Origin of the sequence: Cellulosimicrobium cellulans (assembly GCF_007679345.1) — a bacterium.
Taxonomy (GTDB): Bacteria; Actinomycetota; Actinomycetes; order Actinomycetales; family Cellulomonadaceae; genus Cellulomonas; species Cellulomonas cellulans_A.
This window is the reverse complement of record NZ_VEGH01000008.1, coordinates 139,714-152,756: the sequence shown is the minus strand read 5'-3', so window position 1 is coordinate 152,756 and position 13,043 is coordinate 139,714. Positions and strand designations below refer to the sequence as shown.

General features: G+C 74.3%; 12 protein-coding genes and 1 tRNA gene. 4 read left to right on the top strand and 9 right to left on the bottom strand.

The features are described from left to right. Positions 1-7 precede the first annotated feature (7 nt). On the bottom strand, positions 8-310 hold the full coding sequence (locus FS882_RS12500) for a WhiB family transcriptional regulator (RefSeq protein WP_158373384.1): 303 nt from the start codon (positions 308-310) through the stop codon (positions 8-10). Between the two features lie 249 nt (positions 311-559). Between FS882_RS12500 and FS882_RS12495 the strand changes: the two genes are divergently transcribed. The 3 genes from FS882_RS12495 to FS882_RS12485 all read left to right on the top strand — a co-directional run bounded on the left by FS882_RS12495 (position 560) and on the right by FS882_RS12485 (position 4,124). Next, positions 560-2,989, top strand: a complete 2,430-nt coding sequence (locus FS882_RS12495) for a penicillin-binding protein (RefSeq protein WP_158373383.1) — start codon at positions 560-562, stop codon at positions 2,987-2,989. Beyond that, positions 2,986-3,963, top strand: a complete 978-nt coding sequence (locus FS882_RS12490; RefSeq protein WP_158373382.1) for a metallophosphoesterase — start codon at positions 2,986-2,988, stop codon at positions 3,961-3,963. The genes FS882_RS12495 and FS882_RS12490 overlap by 4 nt, the downstream gene beginning before the upstream one ends. Before the next feature lie 87 nt (positions 3,964-4,050). Further along, positions 4,051-4,124 (top strand) — tRNA-Pro (locus FS882_RS12485). Between the two features lie 70 nt (positions 4,125-4,194). On the opposite strand, the gene FS882_RS12480 is transcribed toward FS882_RS12485, so the two are convergent. The 6 genes from FS882_RS12480 to FS882_RS12455 all read right to left on the bottom strand — a co-directional run bounded on the left by FS882_RS12480 (position 4,195) and on the right by FS882_RS12455 (position 9,419). Continuing rightward, positions 4,195-5,358, bottom strand: coding sequence for a GGDEF domain-containing protein (locus FS882_RS12480; RefSeq protein WP_158373381.1), 1,164 nt, complete (start codon positions 5,356-5,358; stop codon positions 4,195-4,197). Between the two features lie 121 nt (positions 5,359-5,479). After that, on the bottom strand, positions 5,480-6,250 hold the full coding sequence (locus tag FS882_RS12475; RefSeq protein WP_158373380.1) for an ABC transporter permease: 771 nt from the start codon (positions 6,248-6,250) through the stop codon (positions 5,480-5,482). A gap of 1 nt (position 6,251) precedes the next feature. After that, positions 6,252-7,235 (bottom strand): ABC transporter ATP-binding protein, encoded by a 984-nt coding sequence (locus FS882_RS12470; RefSeq protein ID WP_158373379.1) that lies wholly within the window; start codon positions 7,233-7,235, stop codon positions 6,252-6,254. Positions 7,236-7,324: 89 nt separating this feature from the next. Continuing rightward, the gene (locus tag FS882_RS12465) at positions 7,325-8,104 is read right to left on the bottom strand and encodes a hypothetical protein (protein ID WP_158373378.1); all 780 of its coding nucleotides are present in this window, start codon (positions 8,102-8,104) and stop codon (positions 7,325-7,327) included. Continuing rightward, positions 8,101-9,012 carry an ATP-binding cassette domain-containing protein gene (locus FS882_RS12460; protein WP_158373377.1) on the bottom strand — a complete coding sequence of 304 codons (912 nt, stop codon included), beginning with the start codon at positions 9,010-9,012 and terminating at the stop codon, positions 8,101-8,103. The genes FS882_RS12465 and FS882_RS12460 overlap by 4 nt, the downstream gene beginning before the upstream one ends. Then, the gene (locus FS882_RS12455; RefSeq protein WP_158373376.1) at positions 9,009-9,419 is read right to left on the bottom strand and encodes a GntR family transcriptional regulator; all 411 of its coding nucleotides are present in this window, start codon (positions 9,417-9,419) and stop codon (positions 9,009-9,011) included. Before FS882_RS12455 ends, FS882_RS12460 begins: the two co-directional genes overlap by 4 nt. 184 nt (positions 9,420-9,603) lie before the next feature. Here FS882_RS12455 and FS882_RS12450 point away from each other — a divergent pair, with 184 nt between their 5' ends. After that, the gene (locus FS882_RS12450) at positions 9,604-10,542 is read left to right on the top strand and encodes an NADP-dependent oxidoreductase (RefSeq protein WP_158373375.1); all 939 of its coding nucleotides are present in this window, start codon (positions 9,604-9,606) and stop codon (positions 10,540-10,542) included. A 79-nt stretch (positions 10,543-10,621) separates the two neighbouring features. On the opposite strand, the gene FS882_RS12445 is transcribed toward FS882_RS12450, so the two are convergent. Continuing rightward, positions 10,622-11,689, bottom strand: coding sequence for an aspartate-semialdehyde dehydrogenase (locus FS882_RS12445; RefSeq protein ID WP_158373374.1), 1,068 nt, complete (start codon positions 11,687-11,689; stop codon positions 10,622-10,624). Further along, positions 11,686-12,960: an aspartate kinase gene (locus tag FS882_RS12440; protein WP_158373373.1), complete on the bottom strand. Its 1,275-nt coding sequence runs from the start codon at positions 12,958-12,960 to the stop codon at positions 11,686-11,688. The genes FS882_RS12445 and FS882_RS12440 overlap by 4 nt, the downstream gene beginning before the upstream one ends. Positions 12,961-13,043: the final 83 nt, after the last annotated feature.

Below are 13,043 nucleotides of genomic sequence, written 5' to 3'. Positions count from 1 at the left end.
GCACCGGTCAGGCCCCGGCCGCCTGCTCCACCGGCTCGGAGCCGAGCAGCTCGTCGTACCAGGACTCCACCTCGGGCCGCCGTCGGCGCAGCGCGCGCCGCTCCCGCTCGGTCATGCCGCCCCACACGCCGAAGTCCGCACGCGAGTCCAGGGCGTCCGCCAGGCACAGCAGGCGGACCGGGCACCCCCCGCACACGGCCCGGGCGTCCCGCTGCGCGGCGCCCTCCACGAACAGCGCGTCGGGCGCCACTCCCCCGGCGCCGCACTTCGCGTTCGCCGTCCAGTGCCCGTCGGGCCCTGCGATCGTCATCGAGTCTTCCCTACTGTCCCCTGCGAACGGGACAGCACCGCCCGGGGACCGTCGTGCGCGACGATCCGGTGCGGCAGTCCCCCCTGCTGCGCTCGACCGTATCGGGTGGGTTCGTCCCGACGCATCCTCCGTTCGGGTTGTTGCACCCGGTCGGCCAGCGGCGGCGCGGGTGTGCAGGTACCGTGCAGGTCCCCCCGGGCCCTGTGGACGACCGGCGGGCGCCGGGGCCGCTCCCGTACCCTGGCGGGCATGGCTCCCACCCCCACGCCGCGCGGGCGGCAGGTCACCGTCGTGCAGGCGCTGGCGCTGCTGCTCGCCTTCGTGCTGACCGCCGGCGTCGGCGGCCTCCTGACCGCCGGGCTCGTGCTGCCGACCGTCGCCGTCGCGAACACCGCGACCGACCTGAGCGTCGAGGCGTTCGAGGACCTGCCCTCCGAGCTGGAGACGAAGCCGCTGTCCGAGAAGTCGGTCATGCTCGCCGCCGACGGCACGGTGCTCGCGGAGTTCTTCGCGGAGAACCGGGTGGTCGTCGCGCTCGACCAGGTGTCCGTGCCGATGCAGAACGCGGTGGTCGCGACGGAGGACAAGCGCTTCTACCAGCACGGCGGCATCGACCCCGCCGGCATGGTGCGCGCGCTGGTGAAGAACCAGCTCGGCGACTCCCAGCAGGGCGCCTCCACGCTGACCCAGCAGTACGTGAAGAACGTCCTGATCGAGACGGCCGTCAGGGAGGGCGACCTCGCCGCTGCGCAGGAGGCGAAGGAGGCCGACGGCCCCGAGGGGTACGCGCGCAAGCTGCGCGAGGCCAAGCTGTCCATCGCCCTCGAGAAGAAGATGACGAAGGACCAGATCCTCGAGAACTACCTGAACATCGCGCAGTTCGGGGTCGCGACCTACGGCGTGGAGTCCGCCGCGCAGCGCTACTTCAGCAAGCCGGCCGCCGAGCTGACCTACCTCGAGGCCGCGACCATCGCCGGCATCACGAAGAGCCCGACCGCGTTCGACCCGGTGCGCAACCCCGAGGCGGCCCAGGGCCGCCGCGACACCGTGCTGCGGCTGATGAACGAGCAGGGCTACATCACCCAGGAGGAGTTCGACGCCGGCATCGCGGCGCCGATCGCCGACACCCTGCGCGTGAGCGAGGCCCAGAGCGGCTGCATGGCCGCCGGCAACGTGGTCCAGGGCTCCGGCTACTTCTGCGACTACGTCACCCAGGTCATCCGCAACGACCCGGCGTTCGGCGCGACCGCGGAGGAGCGCGAGGAGCGGCTGTTCCGCGGCGGCCTCACCATCACGACGACCCTCGACCCGCGGATCCAGACGATCGCGGACACCCAGGTCAAGGCGACCGTCCCGGTCGACGACCCGACGGGCGTCGGCTCCGCGATGTCGGTGGTGCAGCCGGGCACCGGGCAGATCAAGGCGATGGCCCAGAACCGGAACTTCAACAACACCGCCGACGCGACCGGTCGCGACTCGTCCGTCAACTACAACACGTCGTACTCGTACGGCGGCTCCGGCGGGTTCATGCCGGGTTCGACGTTCAAGCCGTTCACCCTGCTCGAGTGGCTCAAGCAGGGCCACAACCTCAACGAGAGCGTCAACGGGACCGCCCGCACGCTGAACACGAACCAGTTCACGGCGTGCGGATCCCGCTACCCGAGCCAGACCTGGCCCGTGGGCAACGCCGAGGGCGGCGCGGGCATGATGTCGGTGATGGCGGCGACCCAGGGCTCGGTGAACCTGGCGTACCTGTCGATGGCGATGCAGCTCGACCTCTGCAACATCATGGAGGGGGCCAAGCAGCTCGGCGTGACCAGCTCCGCTGCCGGCTCGGAGGGCGAGGCCATCTCGGCCGTCCCGTCGAACGTGCTCGGCTCGGGCGTGACCAGCCCGCTGGCGCTCGCCGGGGCCTACGCGGCGTTCGCCTCGGGCGGCATCTACTGCACCCCCGTCGCGATCACCAACGTGAAGGACGCCGACGGCGTGGACCTCCCGATCCCCGACGCGGGCTGCCACCAGGCCATCGACCCGAACGTCGCCGCCGGCATGAACGAGGCGATGAGCAACGTCTGGAACGGCACCGGCAAGTCGATCGGGCGGCCGTCGTTCTACACGGCGTCCGGCAAGACCGGCACCACGACCCGCAACGAGCACACCTGGTTCGCGGGCTACACGCCGCGGCTGGCGTCGATCGTGTGGGTCGGCTACCCGGACCGCAACGAGCCGATGCAGAACATCCGGATCAACGGCCGGTACGCCCGGTACGCGTACGGCGCGACCTACGCCGGCGTCACCTGGAAGAACTTCATGGACGAGGCGCTGAACGACGGCCAGGAGAACCCGGGGTTCTCGGCCCCGACCAGCGACCTCCGGTACGGCCGCGCGATCCCGATCCCCTCCGTGGTGGGCCAGGACCAGAACACGGCGATCGCCACGCTGCAGAACGCCGGCTTCTCCGCGACCGTCGGTGGCACCACCGCCTCCGACATCACGCCCGGCTCCGTGGTGAGCCAGAGCCCCTCGGGCAGCGCGCCGGCGGGCAGCTCGATCACGCTGACGCTGTCCAGCGGTCCGGGGGCGCCGGCGGGCGGCGACGGCGGCGGGGGCGGCAACCCCGGTGGCGGGAACCCCGGAAACGGTGGCGGCAACCCCGGCAACGGGAACAACGGCGGATGACCCACCCCGTCGCCCGCGCCCTGGGCGGCGCCGCGCTCGCCGGCGCCGCCGCGGTCGCCTGGGGCACGCTCGTCGAGTCCCGCTGGTACGCCCTGCGCGAGGTCACCGTCCCGGTGCTCCCGCACGGCCAGGACCCGCTGCGCGTCCTGCACCTGTCCGACCTGCACCTCACCCCGGGCCAGCACCGCAAGGTCGACTGGGTCCGCGACCTGGCGTCGCTCCGGCCCGACCTGGTGGTGGACACCGGCGACAACTGGGCGCACCTCGACGCCACGCCCGCGCTGCTGCACGCGCTGGAGCCGCACCTGGCGACGCCGGGCGCGTTCGTGTGGGGGTCGAACGACTTCTTCGCCCCGTCGCCCAAGAACCCGGCGCGGTACCTGCTCCCCGACGCGCGCACCCAGCCGCCGCGGCCGCCCGTCGAGCTGCCGTGGCGCGAGCTCGGCAACCGGTTCCGGTCCGCCGGCTGGGTCGACCTGACGAACCGCCGCGACGAGCTCGAGGTCGCCGGCCGGCGGATCTCGCTGGTCGGGACGGACGACGCGCACCTCGACCGCGACCGGTTCCCTGCGGCCGGCGGCCCCGACGACGTCCGACCCGCCGCGGTCGTCGACGACGCCGGCGTGGCGCGGGCCGGGCACGGCGACGTCGACCTGCACCTCGGCGTCACCCACGCGCCCTACCGCCGCGTGCTGGACGCGATGCACGACGACGGTGCGGACCTGGTGCTGGCGGGCCACACCCACGGCGGCCAGCTCGCGGTGCCGGGCTACGGCGCGCTCGTGACCAACTGCGACCTGCCCCGGGACCGCGCGAAGGGCCTGCACGGCTGGCCGGGCCCGCGCCCGGACGCGCGCGGCGGCGCGGACTCGACCTGGCTGCACGTGTGCGGGGGGCTGGGCACCTCGCCGTACGCGCCGGTGCGGTTCGCGTGCCGGCCCGAGGCGACGCTGCTGACGCTCGTCGCGGCCTGAGACGCGACGCTGCTCACACTCGCGGCCCCGGGGGGCTGCTCGATTCACGACCACCGTCCCGCGTCGGCTATGCTGGGCGGGCTTCACCGGGGTGTGGCGCAGCTTGGTAGCGCGCCTCGTTCGGGACGAGGAGGTCGTGGGTTCGAATCCCGCCACCCCGACCGGTGAGAACGACGAAGGCCCGGGCCACATGGTCCGGGCCTTCGTCGTCCCCGGCGCGCGGCAAGGGCGTCAGCAGCCCGCGTGCTGGTCCCGCCGCCCGCCGGGCCGGTCGCTGGAGTGGTCGCGCACCCCCGGACCGTGCGGGCCCGGCGCCTGCGCGTCCGCCGCGGGGCGCCGCGCGGCTGCCAGGCCCTCCGTGGCGATCCGGAACCGGTCCCGTCCCGCCTGCTTGGCCCGGTACAGCGCGATGTCCGCGGCGGCGAGCGCCGAGGCCGCCGGGGTGCCCGGCGTGATGAGCGCGATGCCGGCGGAGAACGTCACCCCGGTGCCCTCCTCGGCCCACTCCGCGCGCAGCGCCCGGAGCGTGTTCATGGCCTGGACCGGCTCGGTGCGCGGCAGGATCAGCACGAACTCCTCGCCGCCGTACCGGGCCGCGTAGTCGCGCCGCCGGAGGTGCTCGGCGAGCACGTGCCCGAACCGCTCGAGCACGAGGTCCCCGGCGGCGTGGCCGCGGGTGTCGTTGACGCGCTTGAAGTGGTCGAGGTCGGCGATGACGACGCAGTCGCCCGCCTGCGCTCCCGCCAGCCGCTCGTCGAGGTCCCGGCGGTTGCCGAGCGAGGTGAGGGCGTCCGTCCGCGCGTCCGTGCGCAGCCGGCGGCGCACGTCGCGCTGGTAGGCCGTGGCGAGCGCGATGACCTGCGCGGTGCCCCACCAGGTGACGGCGTAGACCAGGAGCCGGACCACGGCGCGGCCGTCCAGCGTCGTGGCCATCGCGATGTACGCGCCGAAGGCCGCGGGCAGCAGCGCGAACGCCGCCCGACCCGGGTGGAACAGGCCCGCGTACACGAAGCACATCGGGATCAGCCCGACGAAGGCGCTCGCGATGCCGCTGGTCGTCAGGCCGACGGTGCCGAGCGCGAGCAGCAGCGCCAGCGGGAACGCGAGGGTGCCCCAGCCGTCGGCGTGCCAGCGCACCCGCAGGCTCAGCGCGACCAGGCCGAGCATCGCGCCCGACGTCCCGGCGAGGACCGCGAGCCCGTGCCCGTCGACCCCGAGGCACAGCGCCCCGAGGATGACGACGGCGCCGCCGAACAGCAGCAGCACCCGCCCGGCCGCCGCGGCGTTGCCGCCGGCGCGCGCCCAGGGCGGGACGTGCGCCAGCAGCCGCACGACGACGGGCGCCTCGTGGGGCGCCCGTCCGCGTGCGCGGCGTCCGGTGGCGACGGGTGGCATACCGGGATCATCGGCGGCCCGGCGACGGCACTGCAGGGAAAGGTTGAGATCTGCACCAGTTCTCGACGTGATCCCCAGCACCCTCCCAGGGACGCGGTCCGGCGACCGCGGCCACGCAGGCTCAGCGCCAGCGGAACAGCCGCGCCGACAGCGGCACGAGCACCACCGTCCACCCCGCCATCACCAGCAGCTCGCGGGTCGGCACCCCGGCGCCGACCCAGCCGTCGAGCATGGCCTGCGAACCGGCACCGAGCGGCGTCCACGCGGCGATCTGCTGGACGACCTCGGGCATGATCGGCAGCGGCAGCCACACCCCGGCGAAGAACAGCGAGACGAAGTACACCGTCATGCCGATGCCGGTCGCCGCCCCGGCCGTCGGCGCGCGCGCGGCGATGAGGGACCCCACGCCGAACGTCGACGTCGCCGCCAGCAGGAAGCCGGCGACCACCACGCCCGGCCGCTCGGGTGCGCTCACGTCCACGACGAGCATCCCCACGGCGAGCGCCAGCAGCGCCGCCACCAGCAGCGCCGCGACGTTCACCAGGACCTGCGCGACGAGCAGGCGGGACGGCGGCAGCGGGGTCGTGGACAGCCGGCGCAGCACGCCGGTGCCGCGGTACGTGGCGATCGTGATCGGGTACACCGAGAGCGCCACGGTGCCGACGGCGAGCGTGAGCACGACCGGTGTGTACCCGGTGATGCCGTTGATCCGCGAGAGCAGGGGGTCGTCCTCGCTGTACGGCGCGGACCCCCACGGCATCGCGAGGCCGAGCACCGCGAGCAGGACGGCCGGGAACAGGACGGCGAAGAACACGTTCGAGGGCTCGCGGAGCGCGAGCCGCCCCTCCACGGCGGTGACCCGGGCCAGGACCCGGGGGCTGGTCGCGGACATCTCAGGCCTCCACACGGTCGGTCGCGGACGGGGTGCCGGCGGCGTCGGGGGTCGCGGTCGCGCCGGACGCCCCCGTCAGCCGGACGAACGCGTCCTCCAGGGTGCTGCGGTGCACGCGCAGGTCGTCGGGCCGCACGCCCGCGCCCGCGAGCGCGACCATCACGTCCTGCACGACGTTCCCGGTGCCGCGGACCTGCACGACCCCGTCGGGCCCGAGCTCGATCGAGCCGACGGACCCGAGCGCCTCCAGCGCCGCGGGGTCGACCGGGGTGGACGGCCGGAACGTCAGCGTCTGGTCGGCGCCGACCAGCGCGGCCACCTCGGCGGGTGTGCCCTCGGCCACCACCCGCCCGGCGTCCACGAGCACGACCCGGTCGCAGAGCCGCTCCGCCTCCTCCATGAAGTGCGTGACCAGCACGATGGTGACGCCCCTGCGGCGCACCCGCTCGACCACGTCCCAGGTGTCCCGGCGGGCCTGCGGGTCGAGGCCCGTGGTCAGCTCGTCGAGGATCGCGATCTCCGGGTTGCCGACCAGGGCCAGCGCGATGGACAGCCGCTGCTTCTGGCCGCCGGACAGCGTCCGGAACTGGCTGCCGGCCTTGTCCGCGAGGCCCAGGTCGCGCAGCAGCTCGTCCGGGTCCGCGGGGTCGTCGTAGAAGCAGGCGTACTCCTCGACGGCCTCGCGGACGGTGATCCGCAGCGGCAGCGCCGACTCCTGCAGCTGGAGGCCGACCCGCTCGCGCAGGGCGGCGCGGTCGGCGGCGGGTCCGGCGGGGTCGAGACCGAGGACGCGGACGGTGCCGCCGTCGGGCTCGCGCAGGCCGCCGATCATCTCGACCGTCGTGGTCTTGCCGGCGCCGTTGCGGCCCAGCACGCCGACGATCTCGCCGCGGCGGACGGTCAGGCCGACGTCGGCGACGGCGACGGTGCGGCCGTACCGCTTGTGCAGGTGCTCCGCGTGGATCACGGGCTCGTCTCCGGGCATGGCGGGATCTCCTCCTCGCGTGGTGCGGGTGGGGCGGATCGTGCCGGGGGGAGTGCGGCGCGCCGTGGGGCGCGTCGGGTCGGCCGGGTTCAGCCGCGGCGCGGGGCCACGGGCCGGCGGACGGCGATCAGGTGGAAGGCGACGGCGAGGGCCGCCGCCAGGACGGCCGCGACCAGGGCCACGGCGAGCGGGGCGAGCTCCGCGGCGCGGGCGGCGCCGAGCAGGTCGTCGAACGGCAGCCAGCCCGTGCCGGCGTCGACCAGCGCGATCACCACGACGACCGGTCCCACGGTGAGCGGCAGGCTGAGCGTGCCCCACCAGCCGCCGGCGGCGCCGTACACCGTGCCGACCAGCATGCCGCTGAGGTTCGCGACCACGAACGTCGCCACGTAGGCCAGCAGGACCGTGCCGAAGCCCTCGTCCGGGGCGAACCAGCCGTCCTGCAGCCGCCAGCCCCAGCCCATCGCGCCGTACCAGGCGCGTTCGGCCTCAAGCAGCAGCGTCATGACCAGCGCGAACACCGTGCCGAGCACGACGGCGGCCAGCAGGGCGCCGCGCACGTACGCGCGTCGCGTCATCCCGCTCGCGACGTGCACCGCGGGGTAGGTCGCCGCGACGCCGATGAGCACCGAGAACGGGAACCAGATCCCGCTCTGCCGCGCGAACCAGACGATCGACACCTCGACCTCGCCGAGCCGGTCCACCAGGAACGGCACCGCGACGACGGCCACCAGGACGATGCCCCAGTAGACGAGGCCCATCTGCGCGAACCACGCGAGCAGGTCCCGCGCGGTGCGCAGCGCGGGCGACGTCCGGCGGACCGGGCGGGCCGGGAACAGCGGGCGCGTGCGCGCGGCGTCGGCGGTCATCGGGCCCTCCCCATCTCGGCGGCCGCGTCGGCGGCGCCGTCCTCGGTCAGGTGGACGAACAGGTCCTGCAGCGGGACCGGGCCGATCTCGAGGCCGGCGGCGCGCGCGTCGGCGGCCTCCCCGTCGGACAGCGTCGCCAGGACGGTGGCCTGCGCCGTGCCGCCGAGCTGCTGCCGACCGAGCACCGTGCGCCCGACGACGAACCGCTCCACCTCGCGCGCCGGCCCGGTGACGGCGATGCCGCGGGCGGTGAGCTCCTCGGCCTCCTGGGCGAGCAGCACCCGCCCCCGGTCCAGGACGACGACGTGCTCGAGCAGCCGCTCGACCTCCCCGATCAGGTGGCTGGACAGCACGATGGTCCGGGGGTGCTCGACGTAGTCGGCGAGCAGCGCGTCGTAGAACGCGTACCGGGACGGGGCGTCGAGCCCGAGGTGCACCTCGTCCAGGATCGTGAGGTCGGCGCGGGACGCGATGCCCTGCACGATCCCGAACGCCGACCGCTGGCCGCGGGACAGCTTCTGCGGCTTGGCGCCCGGGTCGAGCCCGAAGGTGTCCATCAGCCGCTCGGCGACCTCCCGGGAGAAGGCCGGCCGGCACTCCTCGGTGAACTGCAGGTTGATCCGCAGCGACTCGGTGTCCAGCACGTCACCGGACTCCCGGACCAGCAGCACCCGGGGCAGCAGGTCGGCGTTCTCCCAGGGGTCCTCGCCGCCGACGAGCAGCCGACCGCCGCTCGGGCGGCGGAACGCGGCGGCGACCGAGGCGAGGGTGGTCTTGCCGGAGCCGTTGCGGCCGAGCAGCCCGGTGATCGACCCCGCGGGGACCTCCAGGTCGACGGCGTCGAGGGCGGTCTTCCGCCCGTACCGCACGGTGAGGCCGCGCGCCTCGAGGCCGAGCGGGCCGGTCACGACGCCGCCCCGTCCCGGTCGGCGCCCGCGGCACCGGCGGCGCCCGCGGCGCGCGCGGCGTGGGCCCGCAGCCGGGCCACCACGTCCTCGATCGGGATGCCGAGCGCGAGCGCGCGGTCCGCGACGGTGTCGACGGACTCGGCGAAGAACGTCTCCCGCCCCTCGGCGCGCAGCCGGTCCGGGGCGCCCGGGGCGACGAACATCCCGACGCCGCGGCGCTTGTAGAGGATGCCGTCGTCGACGAGCCGGGCGAATGCCTTGGCGGCCGTGGCCGGGTTGATGCGGAAGGTGGTGGCGTACTGCGTCGTGCTCATCACCTGCTCCTCGGGCCGGAGGTCGCCGCGGAGGACGTCCTGGCGGATCTGGTCGGCGATCTGCACGTAGATGGGGTCGCGGCCGTCGAACACGGTCGGCTCCTCTCGTGCAGGGGTTCAGTGGTTCCTTACTCCACTAATGAACCATGGAGGATCGCCTCCGCGCAAGCCCGTCGTATGCTTCTTCTTCGAACTACTTGCTTCTGGTTCGAAGCATGAGTAGCGTCCTCGTTGTCGCTTCGAATCCGAAGCACCATCGTCCGAACGAGGAGTCACCATGAAGGCAGTGCGGTTCCACCAGACCGGCGGCGCGGACGTCCTGCGCTACGAGGACGTCGCGCTGCCGGAGCCCGGCACCGGCGAGGTGCGGGTCCGGGTCGCCGGCTCGGCCTACAACCCGGCCGACGGCGGGATGCGCGGCGGGTTCCTGCCCATCCCGATCACGCTCCCCCACACGCCGGGCTACGACGTGTCCGGCACGGTCGACGCCGTCGGCGCGGGCGTCACCGGCCTGGCCCCCGGCGACGCCGTCGTCGGGTTCCTGCCCATGGCCGCGGACGGGTCCGCGGCGCAGTACGTCGTCGCCCCGGCCGAGACCCTGGTGCCGGCGCCGACCCGCATCCCGCTCGCCGACGCCGCGGGCCTGCCGTCGGTCGCCCTCACCGCCTGGCAGGCGCTGTTCGAGGCCGGGGGCCTGGTGGCCGGGCAGCGCGTGCTGGTCAACGGCGCCGGGGGCCCGGTGGGCGGCTACGCCGTCCAGCTCGCACACCGCGCCGGCGCGCGCGTCGTCGCGACCGCGAGCCCGCGCAGCGCCGCGGCCGTGCGCCAGGCGGGCGCGGACGAGCTCGTCGACCGCACGACCACCTCGCTGCTCGACGCCGTCACGGAGCCCGTCGACGTCCTGGTCAACCTGGCGCCGATCACGGCGGAGGACTTCGCCGCCCTGGCCGGTCTCGTCCGCGACGGGGGCGTGGTCGTCTCCACCACCCCGCGCGTGCCGACGCCGGACGACCCGGCGCGCGGTGTGCGGGCCGTGACCGTCTACCTGCACCCCGACGCGGACGTGCTGCGGCGGCTGGTCGCCCTGGTCGACGACGGCGACCTGCGGGTCGACATCGCCCGGCGCGTGCCGCTGGACGCCCTGCCGGAGCTGCACGCCGAGGCGGACGCCGGACGCGTGCACGGCAAGGTCGTGGTGGTCCCGCCCGCGGCGTGAGGCGGACGGGCACGACGACGACGGGCCCGCCGCCGGCTCCGCGGGGAGCAGGCGGCGGGCCCGCGCACGGGCGGTCCCGTCAGGCAGTCGCGGCGCCCAGCCGGGCCGCGAGCAGCTCGGCGATCTGCACGGCGTTCAGCGCCGCGCCCTTGCGCAGGTTGTCGTTGGAGATGAACAGGGCCAGGCCCCGCCCGTCGGGCGCGCCCGGGTCCTGCCGGATGCGGCCGACCAGCGACGGGTCCGCGCCCGCGGCCTGCTGCGGGGTGGGGACGTCGGCGAGCTGCACGCCCGGCGCGTCCGCCAGCAGCTCGTACGCGCGCTCCGGCGTGATCGGCCGGTCGAACTCGGCGTTGATCGACAGCGAGTGCCCGGTGTACACCGGCACCCGGACGCAGGTGCCGGACACCAGCAGGTCGGGGATGCCCAGGATCTTGCGGGACTCGTTGCGGAGCTTCTGCTCCTCGTCCGTCTCCAGGCTGCCGTCGTCCACCAGGTTGCCCGCGAGCGGGATCACGTTGAACGCGATCGGGGCCACGTACTTCTGCGGCTCCGGGAACGTCACCGCCGACCCGTCGTGCACGAGCGCGAGGGTGTCCTGCTCCACCGCCTCGCGCACCTGGGCGTCGAGCTCCTGCGCGCCGGCCAGGCCCGAGCCCGACACCGCCTGGTAGGTCGACACGACCAGCCGACGCAGGCCGGCCTCCTCGTGCAGCACCCGCAGCACCGGCATCGCGGCCATCGTGGTGCAGTTCGGGTTGGCGACGACGCCCTTCGCGATCTCGTCCAGCGCGCCCGGGTTCACCTCGGACACCACCAGCGGGACGTCCGGGTCCATCCGCCAGGCGGACGAGTTGTCGACGACCGTGACCCCCGCCGCGGCGAACCGGGGCGCCTGCGCCTTCGACGTCGCGCCGCCTGCGGAGAACAGCGCGATGTCCAGGCCGGTCGGGTCCGCGGTGGCGGCGTCCTCGACCGTGACCTCGCCGCCGCGCCACGGCAGCGTCGAGCCGGCCGACCGCGCGGAGGCGAAGAACCGGATCTCCGCCACCGGGAAGTCGCGCTCCTCCAGCAGGCGGCGCATGACCGCGCCGACCTGGCCGGTCGCGCCGACGACGCCGACCCGCAGGCCCTGGCTGTGCTCGCTCATCGTCCGGTCCCTCCGTACACCACGGCCTGGTCGTCGGCGCTGTCCAGCTCGAACGCGGTGTGCACCGCGCGCACCGCGTCGTCGAGCTGGTCCGCCCGGGTCACCACGGAGATGCGGATCTCCGAGGTCGAGATCATCTCGATGTTGATGCCGGCCTCCGACAGCGCGGCGAACAGCCGGGCGGACACACCGGGGTGCGACTTCATGCCGGCGCCGATCAGCGACAGCTTCCCGATCGTGTCGTCGTACTGCAGCGACGTGAAGCCGATGTCGGGCTGGTGCTCGGTCAGCGCGGCCGTCGCGGCGGCACCGTCCGTGGCGGGCAGCGTGAAGGAGATGTCGGTGCGGCCGGTCGCGGCCACCGAGACGTTCTGCACGATCATGTCGAGGTTCACGCCCGAGCCGGCGACGACCTCGAAGATGCGCGCGGCCTTGCCGGGCACGTCCGGGACGTCGACGATCGTGATCTTGGCCTCGCTGCGGTCGTGCGCGACGCCGGCGATGATCGGCTGCTCCATCGGTGCTCCTTCTTCCGTCGCGGCATCCGTCACCAGGGTGCCCGTGTGGGTCGAGAACGACGAGCGCACGTGCACGGGGACGCCGTACCGCCGCGCGTACTCCACGCAGCGCAGCACGAGCACCTTGGCGCCGCTCGCCGCCATCTCGAGCATCTCGTCGTAGGTGATGCGGTCGATCTTGCGGGCCGACGGCACGATGCGCGGGTCCGCGGTGAACACGCCGTCCACGTCGGTGTAGATCTCGCAGACGTCCGCGCCCAGGGCCGCGGCGAGCGCGACCGCCGTCGTGTCCGAGCCGCCGCGGCCGAGCGTCGTCACGTCGTTGGTGTGCTGGGTGACGCCCTGGAAGCCGGCGACGATCGCCACCGCGCCGGAGTCGACGGCCTGCTGGATGCGGCTCGGCGACACGTCGATGATCCGGGCCTTGCCGTGCACGGAGTCGGTGATGACGCCCGCCTGCTGGCCGGTGAACGACTGCGCCTCGACGCCCAGGTTGCTGATCGCCATCGCCAGCAGCGACATCGAGATGCGCTCCCCCGCCGTCAGCAGGATGTCCATCTCCCGCTGCGGCGGCAGCGGGGTCACCTGCTGCGCGAGGTCGATCAGCTCGTCGGTCGTGTCGCCCATCGCCGAGACGACGACCACGACGTCGTCGCCGGCGCGCTTGGCCTCCGCGATCCGCTTCGCGACGCGCTTGATGCTGTCGGCGTCGGCGACCGAGGAACCGCCGTACTTCTGCACGATGAGGGCCACGGGAGGAGCTTCCTGCTGCGGGATCGCGGGCGCCGGGCGGCGACCCGCCGGGGTCGGCGGAAGTCTAGGCCGCGGCGCACCAC

Bases quoted from the DNA above. Each gene is read 5' to 3' on its own strand.
- FS882_RS12495 (WP_158373383.1), top strand. From the start codon at position 560: ATGGCTCCCACCCCCACGCCGCGCGGGCGGCAGGTCACCGTCGTGCAG.
- FS882_RS12450 (WP_158373375.1), top strand. From the start codon at position 9,604: ATGAAGGCAGTGCGGTTCCACCAGACCGGCGGCGCGGACGTCCTGCGC.
- FS882_RS12470 (WP_158373379.1), bottom strand. From the start codon at position 7,235: ATGCCCGGAGACGAGCCCGTGATCCACGCGGAGCACCTGCACAAGCGG.
- FS882_RS12490 (WP_158373382.1), top strand. From the start codon at position 2,986: ATGACCCACCCCGTCGCCCGCGCCCTGGGCGGCGCCGCGCTCGCCGGC.
- FS882_RS12475 (WP_158373380.1), bottom strand. From the start codon at position 6,250: ATGTCCGCGACCAGCCCCCGGGTCCTGGCCCGGGTCACCGCCGTGGAG.
- FS882_RS12465 (WP_158373378.1), bottom strand. From the start codon at position 8,104: ATGACCGCCGACGCCGCGCGCACGCGCCCGCTGTTCCCGGCCCGCCCG.
- FS882_RS12445 (WP_158373374.1), bottom strand. From the start codon at position 11,689: ATGAGCGAGCACAGCCAGGGCCTGCGGGTCGGCGTCGTCGGCGCGACC.
- FS882_RS12500 (WP_158373384.1), bottom strand. From the start codon at position 310: ATGACGATCGCAGGGCCCGACGGGCACTGGACGGCGAACGCGAAGTGC.
- FS882_RS12480 (WP_158373381.1), bottom strand. From the start codon at position 5,358: ATGCCACCCGTCGCCACCGGACGCCGCGCACGCGGACGGGCGCCCCAC.